Annotated in this window: 5 protein-coding genes; 2 read left to right on the forward strand and 3 right to left on the reverse strand. The window is 52.4% G+C overall.

Translation table 11 applies throughout. The features are described from left to right. Positions 1-36: 36 nt before the first annotated feature. The 3 genes from ubiA to smc form a co-directional block, all read right to left on the reverse strand. The gene (gene ubiA / locus LVJ88_RS02530; protein WP_085358410.1) at positions 37-951 is read right to left on the reverse strand and encodes a 4-hydroxybenzoate octaprenyltransferase; all 915 of its coding nucleotides are present in this window, start codon (positions 949-951) and stop codon (positions 37-39) included. 122 nt (positions 952-1073) lie between these two features. Beyond that, positions 1074-1595: a chorismate--pyruvate lyase family protein gene (locus LVJ88_RS02535; RefSeq protein ID WP_085358412.1), complete on the reverse strand. Its 522-nt coding sequence runs from the start codon at positions 1593-1595 to the stop codon at positions 1074-1076. Between the two features lie 59 nt (positions 1596-1654). Next, positions 1655-5149 (reverse strand): chromosome segregation protein SMC, encoded by a 3495-nt coding sequence (gene smc / locus LVJ88_RS02540; RefSeq protein ID WP_085418785.1) that lies wholly within the window; start codon positions 5147-5149, stop codon positions 1655-1657. 451 nt (positions 5150-5600) lie between these two features. Between smc and LVJ88_RS02545 the strand changes: the two genes are divergently transcribed. Continuing rightward, positions 5601-6497, forward strand: coding sequence for an OmpA family protein (locus LVJ88_RS02545; protein WP_085418786.1), 897 nt, complete (start codon positions 5601-5603; stop codon positions 6495-6497). Positions 6498-6526: 29 nt separating this feature from the next. Then, complete coding sequence (locus tag LVJ88_RS02550; protein ID WP_244694180.1) at positions 6527-16168, forward strand: Ig-like domain-containing protein; 9642 nt, start codon at positions 6527-6529, stop codon at positions 16166-16168. Positions 16169-16277: the final 109 nt, after the last annotated feature.

Below are 16277 nucleotides of genomic sequence, written 5' to 3' on the forward strand. Positions count from 1 at the left end.
AAAAAAGCAGATGTTGAAACATCTGCTTTTTTTATTTTAGGCCGTCTGAATGGAAAGCCATAGATAGTGTCCGGCAATGGCCAAAAACCATATCAAACCGATACGGTTGTTTTCTAGAAAAGTACGGAAACACAACCAGCAATCACGCGTTTTGATTTGTTTGTATTGTTTGTATTGCCAGTAAATGCTGATAGGCAAGGCTATCCAGAAAGGCCATGTGGCCTGAATCTGCAAGCCGAGTATGGTCATCAATACGGTAAACCAAAAGTGGCAGATCATGATGGCGGAAATATCGTTATCTCCGAATGTGATGGCAGAGGTGCGGATGCCGATTTTTAAGTCGTCTTCTTTATCGGCCATGGCATAGATGGTGTCGTAGGCCAAAGTCCATAATACATTGGCGGTAAAAATCAGCCAGGCTAGGGGTGGAACGGTTTCGTTAACGGCGGCGAATGCCATGGGGATGCCGAATGAAAAGGCTAATCCTAAATAAAATTGGGGAAGTGGGAAAAAGCGTTTGGTAAACGGGTAGGTTACGGCTAAAAACAAAGCCGGAAGGCTCATCAGCCATGTGAGACGGTTGAGGGGAAGCAGGCAGAGTGCTGCCAGCAGGCAGAGGATGAGTGCCAACAAAATGGCTTCTTCGGTAGAAACCAAACCTTTGGCAAACGGGCGGTTTTTGGTGCGCTCTACCGAGCCGTCAAATTTGCGGTCGGCAAAATCGTTAACAACACACCCTGCGCTGCGCATCAGAAAAGTGCCCACGGCAAAGGCAATCAAAATGGTGAAGTCGGGTATGCCCTCGGATGCAATCCACAAAGCCCATAAGGTCGGCCACAACAGCAATAAAGTGCCGATGGGTTTTTCTATCCGCATCAGCCTGCTGTAAATCACCAGTCTGCCCACCACATAGCGGGGTAGGAATGTTAAGAGCAATCGTTTTATGTTCATGTGCAATATTTACTTTATTTATTGATGGCTTGTAAATACAGAAAGCCGTCTGTTTCCAAACGGCTTGTGTTGCGCTGTTTCACAAAGTAATTATAGACCAGATTATGAAAATGCTCACATCCTTAAACAAAACTTTTCAGCCCGGGCAGGAAGTATTCGGTTAAGCCCAATATTTCCCGCTGCCAGCTGAAAAACGAACGGCGTGCCGCAAAGGCCGTGCCGTCGAAGCCGTGTAGTGTGCGGTCGGGTTGGACGGCGGCGTATTCGAAACAGGAGCGGGTAAGCGGCAGGGAGCCGTCAAACAGTTTTTCACCCAACGGGCGTGTGCCGCAATCGAGAAGGCCGCGCCAGTTGCCGGCATCACTTTTGCACATACTGCGCGCCCATACGACCGGTATGCCGTTCAAGCACAATAAAACATCGCGGGCAAACCATGAGTCTGCTCCGTCGGATATGAGGCCGTCTGAAAAGGCTTGGTCGAAGCTGTGTTCCCCCAAATGCAGCAGGCGTACGGAAAAATCGGAATGAATGCTGCGTAGCGCGGTGGTGAGCGACTGCGCCTGCATAAGGGCGGCGGCATGGTCTGAAACGCTGTGTAAAACGGTTTGCGGCAATTCGGGCTGCCAGATCATATTGTTGTTCATATGGTTTGCGATAGCGTGATGGTTGTTCGGCTTGCGGGTTTTCTGCGGAAATGGAGAGGTTAAGCAGGTTCGGCCATGCTCAAAGCTTGTTGGATATCCACCGCTACAATCCGTGATACGCCTTTTTCCTGCATGGTAACGCCGATAAGCTGCTCGGCCATTTCCATGGTAAGGCGGTTGTGCGAGATGTAGAGAAACTGGGTTTGCGCCGACATTTCTTTCACCAGATTGCAGAAGCGGCCGGTGTTGGCATCGTCGAGCGGTGCGTCCACTTCGTCGAGCAGGCAGAAGGGGGCGGGGTTGAGGCTGAACAGGGCAAACACCAAACTCATGGCGGTAAGGGCTTTTTCGCCGCCGCTCAAGAGGTGGATGGTGCTGTTTTTCTTGCCGGGCGGGCGGGCCATGATGGATACGCCGGAAGTGAGCAGGTCATCGCCGATCATGTGTAATTTGGCTTCGCCGCCGCCGAATAGGGTGGGGAAGAAGGTTTGTACTTTCTCGTTAACGGCATCGAAGGTTTCTTTAAACCGCGATTTGGTTTTGTTGTCGATTTGTTCGATGGCTTCTTCGAGCAGGTTGATAGCGGCCTGCACGTCTTCGCTTTGGCCGCGGTAGTAGCCGTCGCGTTCGCGGGCTTCTTCCAACTCTTGCAGGGCGGCGAGGTTGACGGCACCGAGGGCTTCGATTTGTTGGGCGAGACTGCCGATGTCGCTGTTGAGGTTTTTTAAGCTGCCGGACGCAGCAGCCAGCGATTCGAGTGCGTCGAAATCGGCTTGGCGTTCGGCAAGATTTTGATGGAAGCGTTTGGCGTTCAGCAGGGCTTCTTGTTGTTGCAGCAAAGCGGTTTGGGTGGCGGCCTGCAATTGCGGCAGTTTGGCCGACAGGGTTTGCTGGCGGGCGTATTGTTCGCGGCCTTTTGTTTGGGTGGCGGCGAGTTGCTCCTGCATGGCGGCGTATTGCTCGTCGAGGGTTTGTACGGATTCGCTCAGTTCGCTGAGTTTGGCGTGCTGTTCGTCGTTTTGGGTTTCGGTTTCGTAGGCGAGTGCCAGTTCGGATTGGCGTTCCTGCCAATCTAAGGTTTGCTGTTCAAGTTGGGCAAGCTGCTGCTGGAAGTGCTGTTTTTGCTGTTGCAGTTTGTGTACGGCCACTTCTGCCAAACCGTATTGGCGGTTGGCTTCGAGCAGTGCAAGCTGGGCTTGTTTCAGACGGCCTTGTTGTTCTTGGCGGCTGCCGCCGGTATTTTGCTGCTGGTGTTCGAGTTCGGCTGCTGCTTCGGTAAGCGTGGCGATGTCGTCTTCGAGGCCGTCTGAAGTTTGTTCGAGAATGAGTTGTTCTTCTTCGAGTTGAGCCAGTTCGCGTTCGATGTGCTCGCGGCGGATTTGGCCCTGATTGGTGCGGGCGAGCAGTTCGGCGGCGCGGTTTTGTGCCGCTTGGTATTGCTGGCTGTGCTGTTTTTGCTGCTGTTGCAGGTTTTTATGGTGTTGTTCGGCAGCGTTCAAGGCGTTTTGGGTTTGGGCGTACTGCTGCTCGGCGGCGGCCAGTTGGGGGGTGAGTTTTTCCAGTTCGGCGGTTAATTCGTCCAAACGGGCTTTGCGTGCCATCAGGTTGTCTTGCGCGGCTTGGGCGTACAGCACCACGCTGACGCGGTCGATTTGGTGGCCTTCGGGGGTTAGCCAGATTTGGTTGTTTTGCAAGTCGGCTTGATGCGCGAGTGCGTAATCTAAATCGGGCGCGCACAATACGCCGTCGAGCCAGTGGTGTAAGGCCGTCTGAAAAGGGGCTTTGGCTTGGATTTGGTTTAAGAGTGCTTGAGCGGGCAGGGTTTTCTTGAGACCGCCTGAAAGGTTGTCGTGAAGCCATGCGGCACGGCCTTCGGGCAACGGCGACGGCAGGCTAAACGAAGGCGGTACGGCGCGGGCGTGCAGCCGTTCGGCCAAAATAACGCTTAAGGCGTGCTGCCAGTCGGCAGGGGCGGTGATGTGCTGCCACAGTTGCGGGGCTTCGGCAGCAGCAGTGTGTTGCCAAAAATCGGTTTGGGCGGCTTCGTCTTGAGTGAGCAGTTGTGCCAATGCCTGCTGTTGCGCTTGCAGGGTGATATGTTGTTGCTTCAGGTTTTGCAGGTGTTGTGAGGCCGTCTGAAACTGTTCGCGCAGATGATTGAGCTGTTCTTCGGCAGCGAGAATCTGTTCTTCGTAATGTTCTTGTTGGCTTTGCAACAAGGCGGCCTGCTCTTGTGCGGCGGCGGTTTCGCTGTCGTCGGGCAGGTTGAGTGCTTGGCTTTCCTGTTTCAGACGGCCTCTGCGTGCTTGATGCTGTTGCAGGGTTTGCTGCGAATGGGCGAGTTGCTGCTGTTTCAAGGCCAGCTCGCGTTTGATGCGGTTGTGTTCGTCCTGCTGGTTTTGGTAGGCGGTGTTCAGCACGGACTGTGCTTCTTCGAGTTCGGGCAGGCGTTCTTCGTATTCGGCAACCTGCATGGCCAGTTCGGTCAATTCAACTTGCTTTTCTTCTATGTGAATGTCTGCTTCTTCCAGTTGCTCTTTGATTTGCCGCTGCTCTTGGTGGATGCGCGAAAGCTGCACCTGCGCGGCGGCTTTGTCGCGCTCGATGCGTTGATGCAGGGTTTGTTGGTGGCGGATTTGTTCTTCCAAGCGGGCAATCTGTTCGCGCAATACACCGCGCTGATTGCTGATGTCGTGCACGCTTTGCTGCTGCGCCTGCTCGGTGGCTTGTAGGGCGTGGATTTCTTCGGTTAGGGCTTGAACTTGGGCGGAGGTTTCGTCTTGCTGCTGCTGGAATGTTTGGTGTTGTGCAGTGGCTTTGTCGGCAGTGGCCAGCGATTGCTGCCATTGTACATAGTCGAGCAAGTCCTGCTGTTGTGAAAGCTGACGGGTGAGCGTTTGGTAGCGCTCGGCAGTTTCGGCCTGTTTTTCCAGTTTTTCCACTTGGCGGGCGAGTTCGCTTTGCAGGTCGGCAAGGCGTTGCAGATGCTCGCGGGTGTCTTTCAGACGGCCTTCCGTTTCTTTGCGGCGTTCTTTGTATTTGGATACGCCCGCCGCTTCTTCTATATAAGCCCGCAATTCTTCCGGCCGTGCTTCGATGATGCGCGAAATCATGCCTTGTTCAATCACGGCATATCCGCGCGCGCCCACGCCCGTTCCTAAAAATAAATCGGTAATGTCGCGGCGGCGCACCACTTGGTTGTTAATAAAGTAAGTGGATTCGCCTTGCCGCGTAAGCTGCCGCTTGATGCTCACTTCCGCATATTGCCCCCACGCCCCCTGCAAACTGTGATCGCTGTTGTCGAACACCAATTCCACCGATGCGCGCGGAGCCGGGCGGCGGGTGGCCGCGCCGTTGAAAATCACGTCCTGCATGCTCTCGCCGCGCAATTGTTTGGCAGAAGCTTCGCCCAATACCCAGCGCACGGCATCAATCACGTTTGATTTGCCGCAGCCGTTCGGCCCGATAACGGCAACGAGCTGCCCGGGCACATGAATGGTTGTGGGGTCGGTAAACGATTTGAAGCCTGCAAGTTTGATATGGGTAAGGCGCATAAAGTGGAAAAGTTGAAGCGTGAAAGGCCGTATTTTAACGGAAATTGCAAAGCTGATGTGTGAAAGGCCGGCAAGTTGCAGGAATGTTTAAAGCCGGAAAAATGAAAGGTGTGTTGCAAAAAGGATAATTACCTTATTTATTATGTTGTTTTTGTCAAAATATTTTAAATGATTAAAATTAGGTTGTTTAAATTCAACTTATTAACGTTTTCTGCTAAAAAGTTATTAAATGTTAAGGCGAATACAATAGGATACCTGTTATCCGTAAAAAAATACCGTTGGTATTCTGATATGAAAAAGCACAGTTGATGCGTATATCATCTTATTATTGCCATGTACTATGTCATGTGGAAAATCATTAGCCAGATTCTAATTATAGTTGGAAATATTTAAATATAACGAACGGCATCTATTGTGCAGATGCATTATCGAAAGTCAGGAGTTTTGAATTATGTTTCAGTATCGTAAATTATTGTGGATGTTATTGCCGCTCACAGCAGTAGGGTGTGCTCATCAGCAGAGAGAAAGCTGGGTGGGTACTAAAGAGGCCGCATACAGCACTTCCGTGCCGGACAACCGCTCTTCCGTGGTGGTTTACCGCCAAGCCGACGCGATTGTAGGCCCGACCGTCAATATTTACGTTAACGGACAATATTCAGGCTCGCTGCAACCCAATGCTTACCGTCAGGAAACCGTATGTGCGCAAAACCAGCGTTTCCATGCGGAGTTCACCAAGCGGGATGAAGGTTACCGTCACAAATTAAATTCAGGCGACTACTACAACCTGCCTGAAGCCGCCGTTTCTTTTTTCAAAATTGTCGATGACGGAGCAGGTAATCCGGTGCTGCAAGCCGTATCGCCCGAGCAGGCCGCCGTTGAAATGAAGGGCATTCCCCGCCAAAACCACACCCTTTCGCGTGTTTCAAGTGCACAACAATGTTCAACCGTATTGAAAAAATACGATTTGCAAGCCGCAACCCTGTTTGCGTTCAATCGTTCAGATTATGCCAGTATGCTGCCTAAAGGCAAACAGGAAATTGCCGACATTTCCAATGAAATCAGACAACATCCAAATTTAGTGCGCAGCGTGGTTGTGGTAGGTCATACAGATCCCTCCGGCAAACCGGAATACAACCAAAAACTGTCGGTTGAACGTGCTGAAACCGTTAAACGCGTTTTGGCGGAAAGCGGCTTAGACAACAGATTAATCACAGCAGAAGGGCGTGGTGAGCGCGAATTATTGGTAGAAGATTGCCGCGCCAAGCACCCGACTGATGCGAATGCACGCAAACAATGCGACCAACCTAACCGTCGCGTCGAAGTGATTCTGCACGGCGAAAAAAAATAAATTAAATCTAAAAAATAAAGGTGAATAATATGTCTAAAAACATTACGTTAAAAATTAACAATGCCAAAGAAACTGTGGAAACAGTCAAGTTTCAGACGGCCTCAAGCGAAGTTTTGCGCATTCCTGCGCAAGCCGATGTGAACTATCAATTTGTCGATGAGATGACCCAGTTCGCTCCTGAAAACATCATGACTAAGCGCGTGGGTGACAACCTTGAAATTGCGTTCGAAGGCAGCGAAATCCAAAATCCGGATTTGATTTTAGAAGGTTACTATTCAAGCGAAACAGGCGCATCGAAAAGCAGCTTGCTGGTCGGCGAGCACGAAAACGGAAATGTTTATCCTTATGTTCCGGAAAGCACGGAAACTTCTGATGCGGTAACGATGCTGGCCAAAGAAGTTCAGGCCGGTCAGGCTTTGGGCGGTGAGATCATCAGCGCAATGTGGCTGCCTAATCCCTTGTGGCTGTTGGCCGCTCTGCCTTTGGGCGGTTTGGCCGCTTTGGGTGCAAATGATGACGATGCTCCGCGTGATCCGGCTATTTCGGTTAATGCCCCCGACAATACAACCGATAACACCCCTGAAATTACAGGTAATGTAGCTTTTGCCGAGCCGGGAAGCATTGTAACGGTTGTGTTAACCGACAGCCAAGGCAATACCCAAACCGTTTCTACCATTATCGGAGAAACCGGCTTTTATTCTGTAGAACCGCAAGCACCTTTGGCCGACGGAGAGTATCTCGCTACCGCTACTGTGCAGACGTCTTCCGGCAAGTCAGCTACTGCAACCGACCCGGGCAGCATTGATACAACCGCTAAAATTACCGTTGATGCGCCTGATGCAAGCGTTGATACCACACCTACCATCACAGGTTCTGTAAAAGATGTAGAAGAAGGCCAAATTGTTACCATCGTAGTAACCGATGCCAACGGTAAAGTACAAACCCTAACTACCACCGTTCAAAAAGACGGCAGCTATAGTATCGATGTTCCCGAAGCATTGCCCGATGGAAAATATACCGTAACAGCAACCGTTAAAGATAAATTGGGTAATGAAGGTACTGCCCAAGATAACGGTTCTATCGACACCACCGCGCCGATGATCAGCGTAGACGCACCGGACAACAGCAAAGACAACACCCCGACGATTACGGGCAAAACCGACGCTCCGGCCGGTTCCGTGGTAACCGTAGTAGTGACCGATGCCAAGGGCAACACCCAAACCGTCAGCACCACCGTTCAGAAAGACGGCGGTTACAGCGTAGACGTGCCGAACGCATTGCCCGACGGCAACTACACGGCGGAAGCCAAAGTCAAAGATCCGTCCGGTAACGAAGGCAAAGCCGCCGACAAAGGTTCGGTGGACACCCAAGCCGCCATCACCGTAGACGCACCGGCACTGAGCAGCGACAACACCCCGACCATCACCGGCACCACCACCGACGTGGAAGAAGGCCAAGTGGTGACTTTGGTGGTAACCGATGCCAAAGGCAATACCCAAACCGTCAGCACCACCGTTCAGAAAGACGGCGGTTACAGCGTAGACGTACCGAATGCATTGCCGGACGGCGAATACAGCGTTAAAGCCACCGTCAGCGACAAAGCGGGCAATACCGCCACTGCCGAAGACAAAGAAGGCAACGTTATCGATACCTCTGCGCCGATGATCAGCGTAGACGCACCGGACAACAGCAAAGACAACACCCCGACGATTACGGGCAAAACCGACGCTCCGGCCGGTTCCGTGGTAACCGTAGTAGTGACCGATGCCAAGGGCAACACCCAAACCGTCAGCACCACCGTTCAGAAAGACGGCGGTTACAGCGTAGACGTGCCGAACGCATTGCCCGACGGCAACTACACGGCGGAAGCCAAAGTCAAAGATCCGTCCGGTAACGAAGGCAAAGCCGCCGACAAAGGTTCGGTGGACACCCAAGCCGCCATCACCGTAGACGCACCGGCACTGAGCAGCGACAACACCCCGACCATCACCGGCACCACCACCGACGTGGAAGAAGGCCAAGTGGTGACTTTGGTGGTAACCGATGCCAAAGGCAATACCCAAACCGTCAGCACCACCGTTCAGAAAGACGGCGGTTACAGCGTAGACGTACCGAATGCATTGCCGGACGGCGAATACAGCGTTAAAGCCACCGTCAGCGACAAAGCGGGCAATACCGCCACTGCCGAAGACAAAGAAGGCAACGTTATCGATACCTCTGCGCCGATGATCAGCGTAGACGCACCGGACAACAGCAAAGACAACACCCCGACGATTACGGGCAAAACCGACGCTCCGGCCGGTTCCGTGGTAACCGTAGTAGTGACCGATGCCAAGGGCAACACCCAAACCGTCAGCACCACCGTTCAGAAAGACGGCGGTTACAGCGTAGACGTGCCGAACGCATTGCCCGACGGCAACTACACGGCGGAAGCCAAAGTCAAAGATCCGTCCGGTAACGAAGGCAAAGCCGCCGACAAAGGTTCGGTGGACACCCAAGCCGCCATTACCGTAGACGCACCGGCACTGAGCAGCGACAACACCCCGACCATCACCGGCACCACCACCGACGTGGAAGAAGGCCAAGTGGTGACTTTGGTGGTAACCGATGCCAAAGGCAATACCCAAACCGTCAGCACCACCGTTCAGAAAGACGGCGGTTACAGCGTAGACGTACCGAATGCATTGCCGGACGGCGAATACAGCGTTAAAGCCACCGTCAGCGACAAAGCGGGCAATACCGCCACTGCCGAAGACAAAGAAGGCAACGTTATCGATACCTCTGCGCCGATGATCAGCGTAGACGCACCGGACAACAGCAAAGACAACACCCCGACGATTACGGGTAAAACCGACGCTCCGGCCGGTTCCGTGGTAACCGTAGTAGTGACCGATGCCAAGGGCAACACCCAAACCGTCAGCACCACCGTTCAGAAAGACGGCGGTTACAGCGTAGACGTGCCGAACGCATTGCCCGACGGCAACTACACGGCGGAAGCCAAAGTCAAAGATCCGTCCGGTAACGAAGGCAAAGCCGCCGACAAAGGTTCGGTGGACACCCAAGCCGCCATTACCGTAGACGCACCGGCACTGAGCAGCGACAACACCCCGACCATCACCGGCACCACCACCGACGTGGAAGAAGGCCAAGTGGTGACTTTGGTGGTAACCGATGCCAAAGGCAATACCCAAACCGTCAGCACCACCGTTCAGAAAGACGGCGGTTACAGCGTAGACGTACCGAATGCATTGCCGGACGGCGAATACAGCGTTAAAGCCACCGTCAGCGACAAAGCGGGCAATACCGCCACTGCCGAAGACAAAGAAGGCAACGTTATCGATACCTCTGCGCCGATGATCAGCGTAGACGCACCGGACAACAGCAAAGACAACACCCCGACGATTACGGGCAAAACCGACGCTCCGGCCGGTTCCGTGGTAACCGTAGTAGTGACCGATGCCAAGGGCAACACCCAAACCGTCAGCACCACCGTTCAGAAAGACGGCGGTTACAGCGTAGACGTGCCGAACGCATTGCCCGACGGCAACTACACGGCGGAAGCCAAAGTCAAAGATCCGTCCGGTAACGAAGGCAAAGCCGCCGACAAAGGTTCGGTGGACACCCAAGCCGCCATTACCGTAGACGCACCGGCACTGAGCAGCGACAACACCCCGACCATCACCGGCACCACCACCGACGTGGAAGAAGGCCAAGTGGTGACTTTGGTGGTAACCGATGCCAAAGGCAATACCCAAACCGTCAGCACCACCGTTCAGAAAGACGGCGGTTACAGCGTAGACGTACCGAATGCATTGCCAGACGGCGAATACAGCGTTAAAGCCACCGTCAGCGACAAAGCGGGCAATACCGCCACTGCCGAAGACAAAGAAGGCAACGTTATCGATACCTCTGCGCCGATGATCAGCGTAGACGCACCGGACAACAGCAAAGACAACACCCCGACGATTACGGGTAAAACCGACGCTCCGGCCGGTTCCGTGGTAACCGTAGTAGTGACCGATGCCAAGGGCAACACCCAAACCGTCAGCACCACCGTTCAGAAAGACGGCGGTTACAGCGTAGACGTGCCGAACGCATTGCCCGACGGCAACTACACGGCGGAAGCCAAAGTCAAAGATCCGTCCGGTAACGAAGGCAAAGCCGCCGACAAAGGTTCGGTGGACACCCAAGCCGCCATTACCGTAGACGCACCGGCACTGAGCAGCGACAACACCCCGACCATCACCGGCACCACCACCGACGTGGAAGAAGGCCAAGTGGTGACTTTGGTGGTAACCGATGCCAAAGGCAATACCCAAACCGTCAGCACCACCGTTCAGAAAGACGGCGGTTACAGCGTAGACGTACCGAATGCATTGCCGGACGGCGAATACAGCGTTAAAGCCACCGTCAACGACAAAGCGGGCAATACCGCCACTGCCGAAGACAAAGAAGGCAACGTTATCGATACCTCTGCGCCGATGATCAGCGTAGACGCACCGGACAACAGCAAAGACAACACTCCGACGATTACGGGCAAAACCGACGCTCCGGCCGGTTCCGTGGTAACCGTAGTAGTGACCGATGCCAAGGGCAACACCCAAACCGTCAGCACCACCGTTCAGAAAGACGGCGGTTACAGCGTAGACGTGCCGAACGCATTGCCCGACGGCAACTACACGGCGGAAGCCAAAGTCAAAGATCCGTCCGGTAACGAAGGCAAAGCCGCCGACAAAGGTTCGGTGGACACCCAAGCCGCCATTACCGTAGACGCACCGGCACTGAGCAGCGACAACACCCCGACCATCACCGGCACCACCACCGACGTGGAAGAAGGCCAAGTGGTGACTTTGGTGGTAACCGATGCCAAAGGCAATACCCAAACCGTCAGCACCACCGTTCAGAAAGACGGCGGTTACAGCGTAGACGTACCGAATGCATTGCCGGACGGCGAATACAGCGTTAAAGCCACCGTCAGCGACAAAGCGGGCAATACCGCCACTGCCGAAGACAAAGAAGGCAACGTTATCGATACCTCTGCGCCGATGATCAGCGTAGACGCACCGGACAACAGCAAAGACAACACCCCGACGATTACGGGTAAAACCGACGCTCCGGCCGGTTCCGTGGTAACCGTAGTAGTGACCGATGCCAAGGGCAACACCCAAACCGTCAGCACCACCGTTCAGAAAGACGGCGGTTACAGCGTAGACGTGCCGAACGCATTGCCCGACGGCAACTACACGGCGGAAGCCAAAGTCAAAGATCCGTCCGGTAACGAAGGCAAAGCCGCCGACAAAGGTTCGGTGGACACCCAAGCCGCCATTACCGTAGACGCACCGGCACTGAGCAGCGACAACACCCCGACCATCACCGGCACCACCACCGACGTGGAAGAAGGCCAAGTGGTGACTTTGGTGGTAACCGATGCCAAAGGCAATACCCAAACCGTCAGCACCACCGTTCAGAAAGACGGCGGTTACAGCGTAGACGTACCGAATGCATTGCCAGACGGCGAATACAGCGTTAAAGCCACCGTCAGCGACAAAGCGGGCAATACCGCCACTGCCGAAGACAAAGAAGGCAACGTTATCGATACCTCTGCGCCGATGATCAGCGTAGACGCACCGGACAACAGCAAAGACAACACCCCGACGATTACGGGCAAAACCGACGCTCCGGCCGGTTCCGTGGTAACCGTAGTGGTGACCGATGCCAACGGCAACACCCAAACTGTGACGACTACCGTTAAAGGTAACGGCAGCTACGGTGTAGATGTGCCGAACGCATTGCCTGACGGTGGATATAGTGTCGAAGCCAAAGTGAAGGATCCTGCCGGTAACGAAGGCAAAGGCCGTGATCACGGTTCTATTGATACGGTTGCACCGAAAATCACTGTAGACGCACCGGACAACAGCAAAGACAACACCCCGACGATTACGGGTAAAACCGACGCACCGGCCGGTTCCGTAGTAACCGTAGTGGTGACCGATGCCAACGGCAACACCCAAACTGTGACGACTACCGTTAAAGGTAACGGCAGCTACGGTGTAGATGTGCCGAACGCATTGCCTGACGGTGGATATAGTGTCGAAGCCAAAGTGAAGGATCCTGCCGGTAACGAAGGCAAAGGCCGTGATCACGGTTCTATTGATACGGTTGCACCGAAAATCACTGTAGACGCACCGGACAACAGCAAAGACAACACCCCGACGATTACGGGCAAAACCGACGCTCCGGCCGGTTCCGTAGTAACCGTAGTGGTGACCGATGCCAACGGCAACACCCAAACTGTGACGACTACCGTTAAAGGTAACGGCAGCTACGGTGTAGATGTGCCGAACGCATTGCCTGACGGTGGATATAGTGTCGAAGCCAAAGTGAAGGATCCTGCCGGTAACGAAGGCAAAGGCCGTGATCACGGTTCTATTGATACGGTTGCACCGAAAATCACTGTAGACGCACCGGACAACAGCAAAGACAACACTCCGACGATTACGGGTAAAACCGACGCTCCGGCCGGTTCCGTAGTAACCGTAGTGGTGACCGATGCCAACGGCAACACCCAAACTGTGACGACTACCGTTAAAGGTAACGGCAGCTACGGTGTAGATGTGCCGAACGCATTGCCTGACGGTGGATATAGTGTCGAAGCCAAAGTGAAGGATCCTGCCGGTAACGAAGGCAAAGGCCGTGATCACGGTTCTATTGATACGGTTGCACCGAAAATCACTGTAGACGCACCGGACAACAGCAAAGACAACACCCCGACGATTACGGGCAAAACCGACGCTCCGGCCGGTTCCGTAGTAACCGTAGTGGTGACCGATGCCAACGGCAACACCCAAACTGTGACGACTACCGTTAAAGGTAACGGCAGCTACGGTGTAGATGTGCCGAACGCATTGCCTGACGGTGGATATAGTGTCGAAGCCAAAGTGAAGGATCCTGCCGGTAACGAAGGCAAAGGCCGTGATCACGGTTCTATTGATACGGTTGCACCGAAAATCACTGTAGACGCACCGGACAACAGCAAAGACAACACTCCGACGATTACGGGTAAAACCGACGCTCCGGCCGGTTCCGTAGTAACCGTAGTGGTGACCGATGCCAACGGCAACACCCAAACTGTGACGACTACCGTTAAAGGTAACGGCAGCTACGGTGTAGATGTGCCGAACGCATTGCCTGACGGTGGATATAGTGTCGAAGCCAAAGTGAAGGATCCTGCCGGTAACGAAGGCAAAGGCCGTGATCACGGTTCTATTGATACGGTTGCACCGAAAATCACTGTAGACGCACCGGACAACAGCAAAGACAACACCCCGACGATTACGGGTAAAACCGACGCACCGGCCGGTTCCGTAGTAACCGTAGTGGTGACCGATGCCAACGGCAACACCCAAACTGTGACGACTACCGTTAAAGGTAATGGCAGCTACGGTGTAGACGTGCCGAACGCATTGCCTGATGGTCGATATATTGCTAAAGCTACGGTGAAAGATGCAGCAGGTAATATTGCTAAAGCAACAGATCCCGGTTCGATTGATACGGCAGCTCCGTCTGTGAAAGCAGTAGATCAGCAAGTACAGGAGGCAAGTTGTGCCAAGGTTAGTGGCATTATCAAAATTGGTGATGCCAATGGTGTAGCGATGATTACTGTTGCCGGAAAAGATGTGACGACAGCGTCTGTGTCTAATCCGATTGTTATCAAAACAAACAAAGGTATTTTGACTGTAAATGGTTACAATGCAGCAAAAGGTGAAGTTGCTTACACTTATGCAGAAAATGGTGAACGCAAAGACCATTCTAGAGGGGATGATTCCGTAGCCGATAAATTTGTGGTAACGGTTAAAGATAAAGCCGGTAATACCGGAATGGATACTTTAGATATCAAGATTACCGATACGGCTCCTGTGGCGGTTAATGATGTAAACAGCATGAGCGAGCGCGATACTGCAGTACGCGGTAATGTGTTGGCTAATGATCAAACGGGTGCAGATACCCCGGTTATGTCATCCTCAGGTAGTGCTAACGGTCAGTATGGCAAATTGGTACTGGCACAAGATGGTACTTATACCTACACTCTGAATGGCAATAATTCTGCTGTTAAAGCCTTGAATAGCGGTCAGAAGCTTGTTGATACATTCACTTATACCGTGAGAGATGCCGATGGTGATACTTCTACTGCTAAATTGAGCATCACGATTAATGGAGTCGACAACGATAAAATTACGATCGGTACAAATGACTCCAATACCATTAAAGGTGGAAGCGGTAATGATGTATTAATCGGCGATCATGGCGGTACACAAACCATTATCACGAAAGGTACGAATTACAACGTAGCTATCCTGTTTGACGTTTCAAGCAGTATGAAAAACTTTATTGCAGCAGATGGTAAGTCCTATCTGCATATGGCTAAGAAGTCGCTGCTTAAGCTGGCTGCCGATTTGGCCGCACATGACGGTAGCGTGAATACAAGCTTGATCGTTTTCAGCGGTACTGCGCGCGAGGTGGTAGATATTCGTGATTTGAACGAGCGTAATGTCAATAAATTGCTGAAAGGCATTTTGGCTCAAACGGCAGATGAAACGGGCGGTGTAACTAACTATGAAGATGCTTTCCGAGATACTGCCAAATGGTTTAAAGAAGTATCCGGCAACGGCTACACTAACGTTACTTACTTCTTGACCGACGGCCAACCTACTGCCTACGGTAAAGACGGTTCCAGCGGACATCCGCGTACAATCGGTTATGTAACACAAGAAGCAGTAGATGCCGGTTTACATAGCTTCAAGAAATTGAGTGCATTATCCGATGTGCATGCAATCGGCTTTAGAAACGGTGTTGAACAAACAACATTGAAGTATTTCGACACAACAACTCCTTCAGGCCAATTGGGTTATGGTCGTGATGTGGTAAGTGCACCGATTTTCTATGATAAATATGCATCTGTGGTTTATCACGGTAAAACCGGTGAAGCGTCGATTGTTCATTCACCCAAAGAGTTGGATGCAGCGTTACAAAAAGGTTCTACTTCGATCATCGCGAACGAAGTGTCTAACGATACTTTATTTGGTGGTGAAGGTAACGATATTCTGTTTGGTGATTCCATCAATACAGATAATCTGTCTTGGGTTAATGGTACTACTGGAGCTTCTTATGAAGCAGGCAGCCACGACGGTATGGGCTCTGCTGCACTGGATGAGTTCATCAAATGGAGTGAAAACGGCGGCAAGGCAGCAACTATGCAGCAAAAAGTTGATTTTGTGCGTAAAAACTGGGAAGACCTGTTAGACGGACGCTCTGATGGCGGCGATGATAGGCTGAACGGCGGTGCCGGTGACGACATTCTGTTTGGTGGTGCCGGTAACGACAGTTTGTCCGGCGGAGAAGGTTCAGATAAATTTGTATTCTTAGCCAACAGCAACAGCGGCAAAGATCAAATTCTGGATTTCCAAGCAGGCACCGATAAAGTGGTGTTTGCCGATTTGGTAAGCCCTGCTGACTTACAAGGTGCGGTATGGAATGACCAAACTCACACATTAAGCTTTACCGGAGTGGGTGAGGATGGAGTAAGATACCAAAACAGCATTACATTCTCCGGCATGTCGTCAGGTGAAACTCTGAACAGCATTTTAGAGAAACACGTTGAATTTATCGGTTAATGAAATTGTTTAAGCAAAGGGTTCTGTCGAAAGGCAGAACCCTTTTTTATAATCAAATTAATTATTTATAGTAAATCAGCTTAGCTTTTGCTATGGCATTGCTGTATCG

Source organism: Neisseria dumasiana, assembly GCF_022870885.1.
Lineage (GTDB): Bacteria > Pseudomonadota > Gammaproteobacteria > Burkholderiales > Neisseriaceae > Neisseria > Neisseria dumasiana.

What these genes read in the sequence shown, in the direction of transcription:
- ubiA (WP_085358410.1), bottom strand. Translation starts at nt 951, where the DNA reads ATGAACATAAAACGATTGCTCTTAACATTCCTACCCCGCTATGTGGTG.
- LVJ88_RS02535 (WP_085358412.1), bottom strand. Translation starts at nt 1,595, where the DNA reads ATGAACAACAATATGATCTGGCAGCCCGAATTGCCGCAAACCGTTTTA.
- smc (WP_085418785.1), bottom strand. Translation starts at nt 5,149, where the DNA reads ATGCGCCTTACCCATATCAAACTTGCAGGCTTCAAATCGTTTACCGAC.
- LVJ88_RS02545 (WP_085418786.1), top strand. Translation starts at nt 5,601, where the DNA reads ATGTTTCAGTATCGTAAATTATTGTGGATGTTATTGCCGCTCACAGCA.
- LVJ88_RS02550 (WP_244694180.1), top strand. Translation starts at nt 6,527, where the DNA reads ATGTCTAAAAACATTACGTTAAAAATTAACAATGCCAAAGAAACTGTG.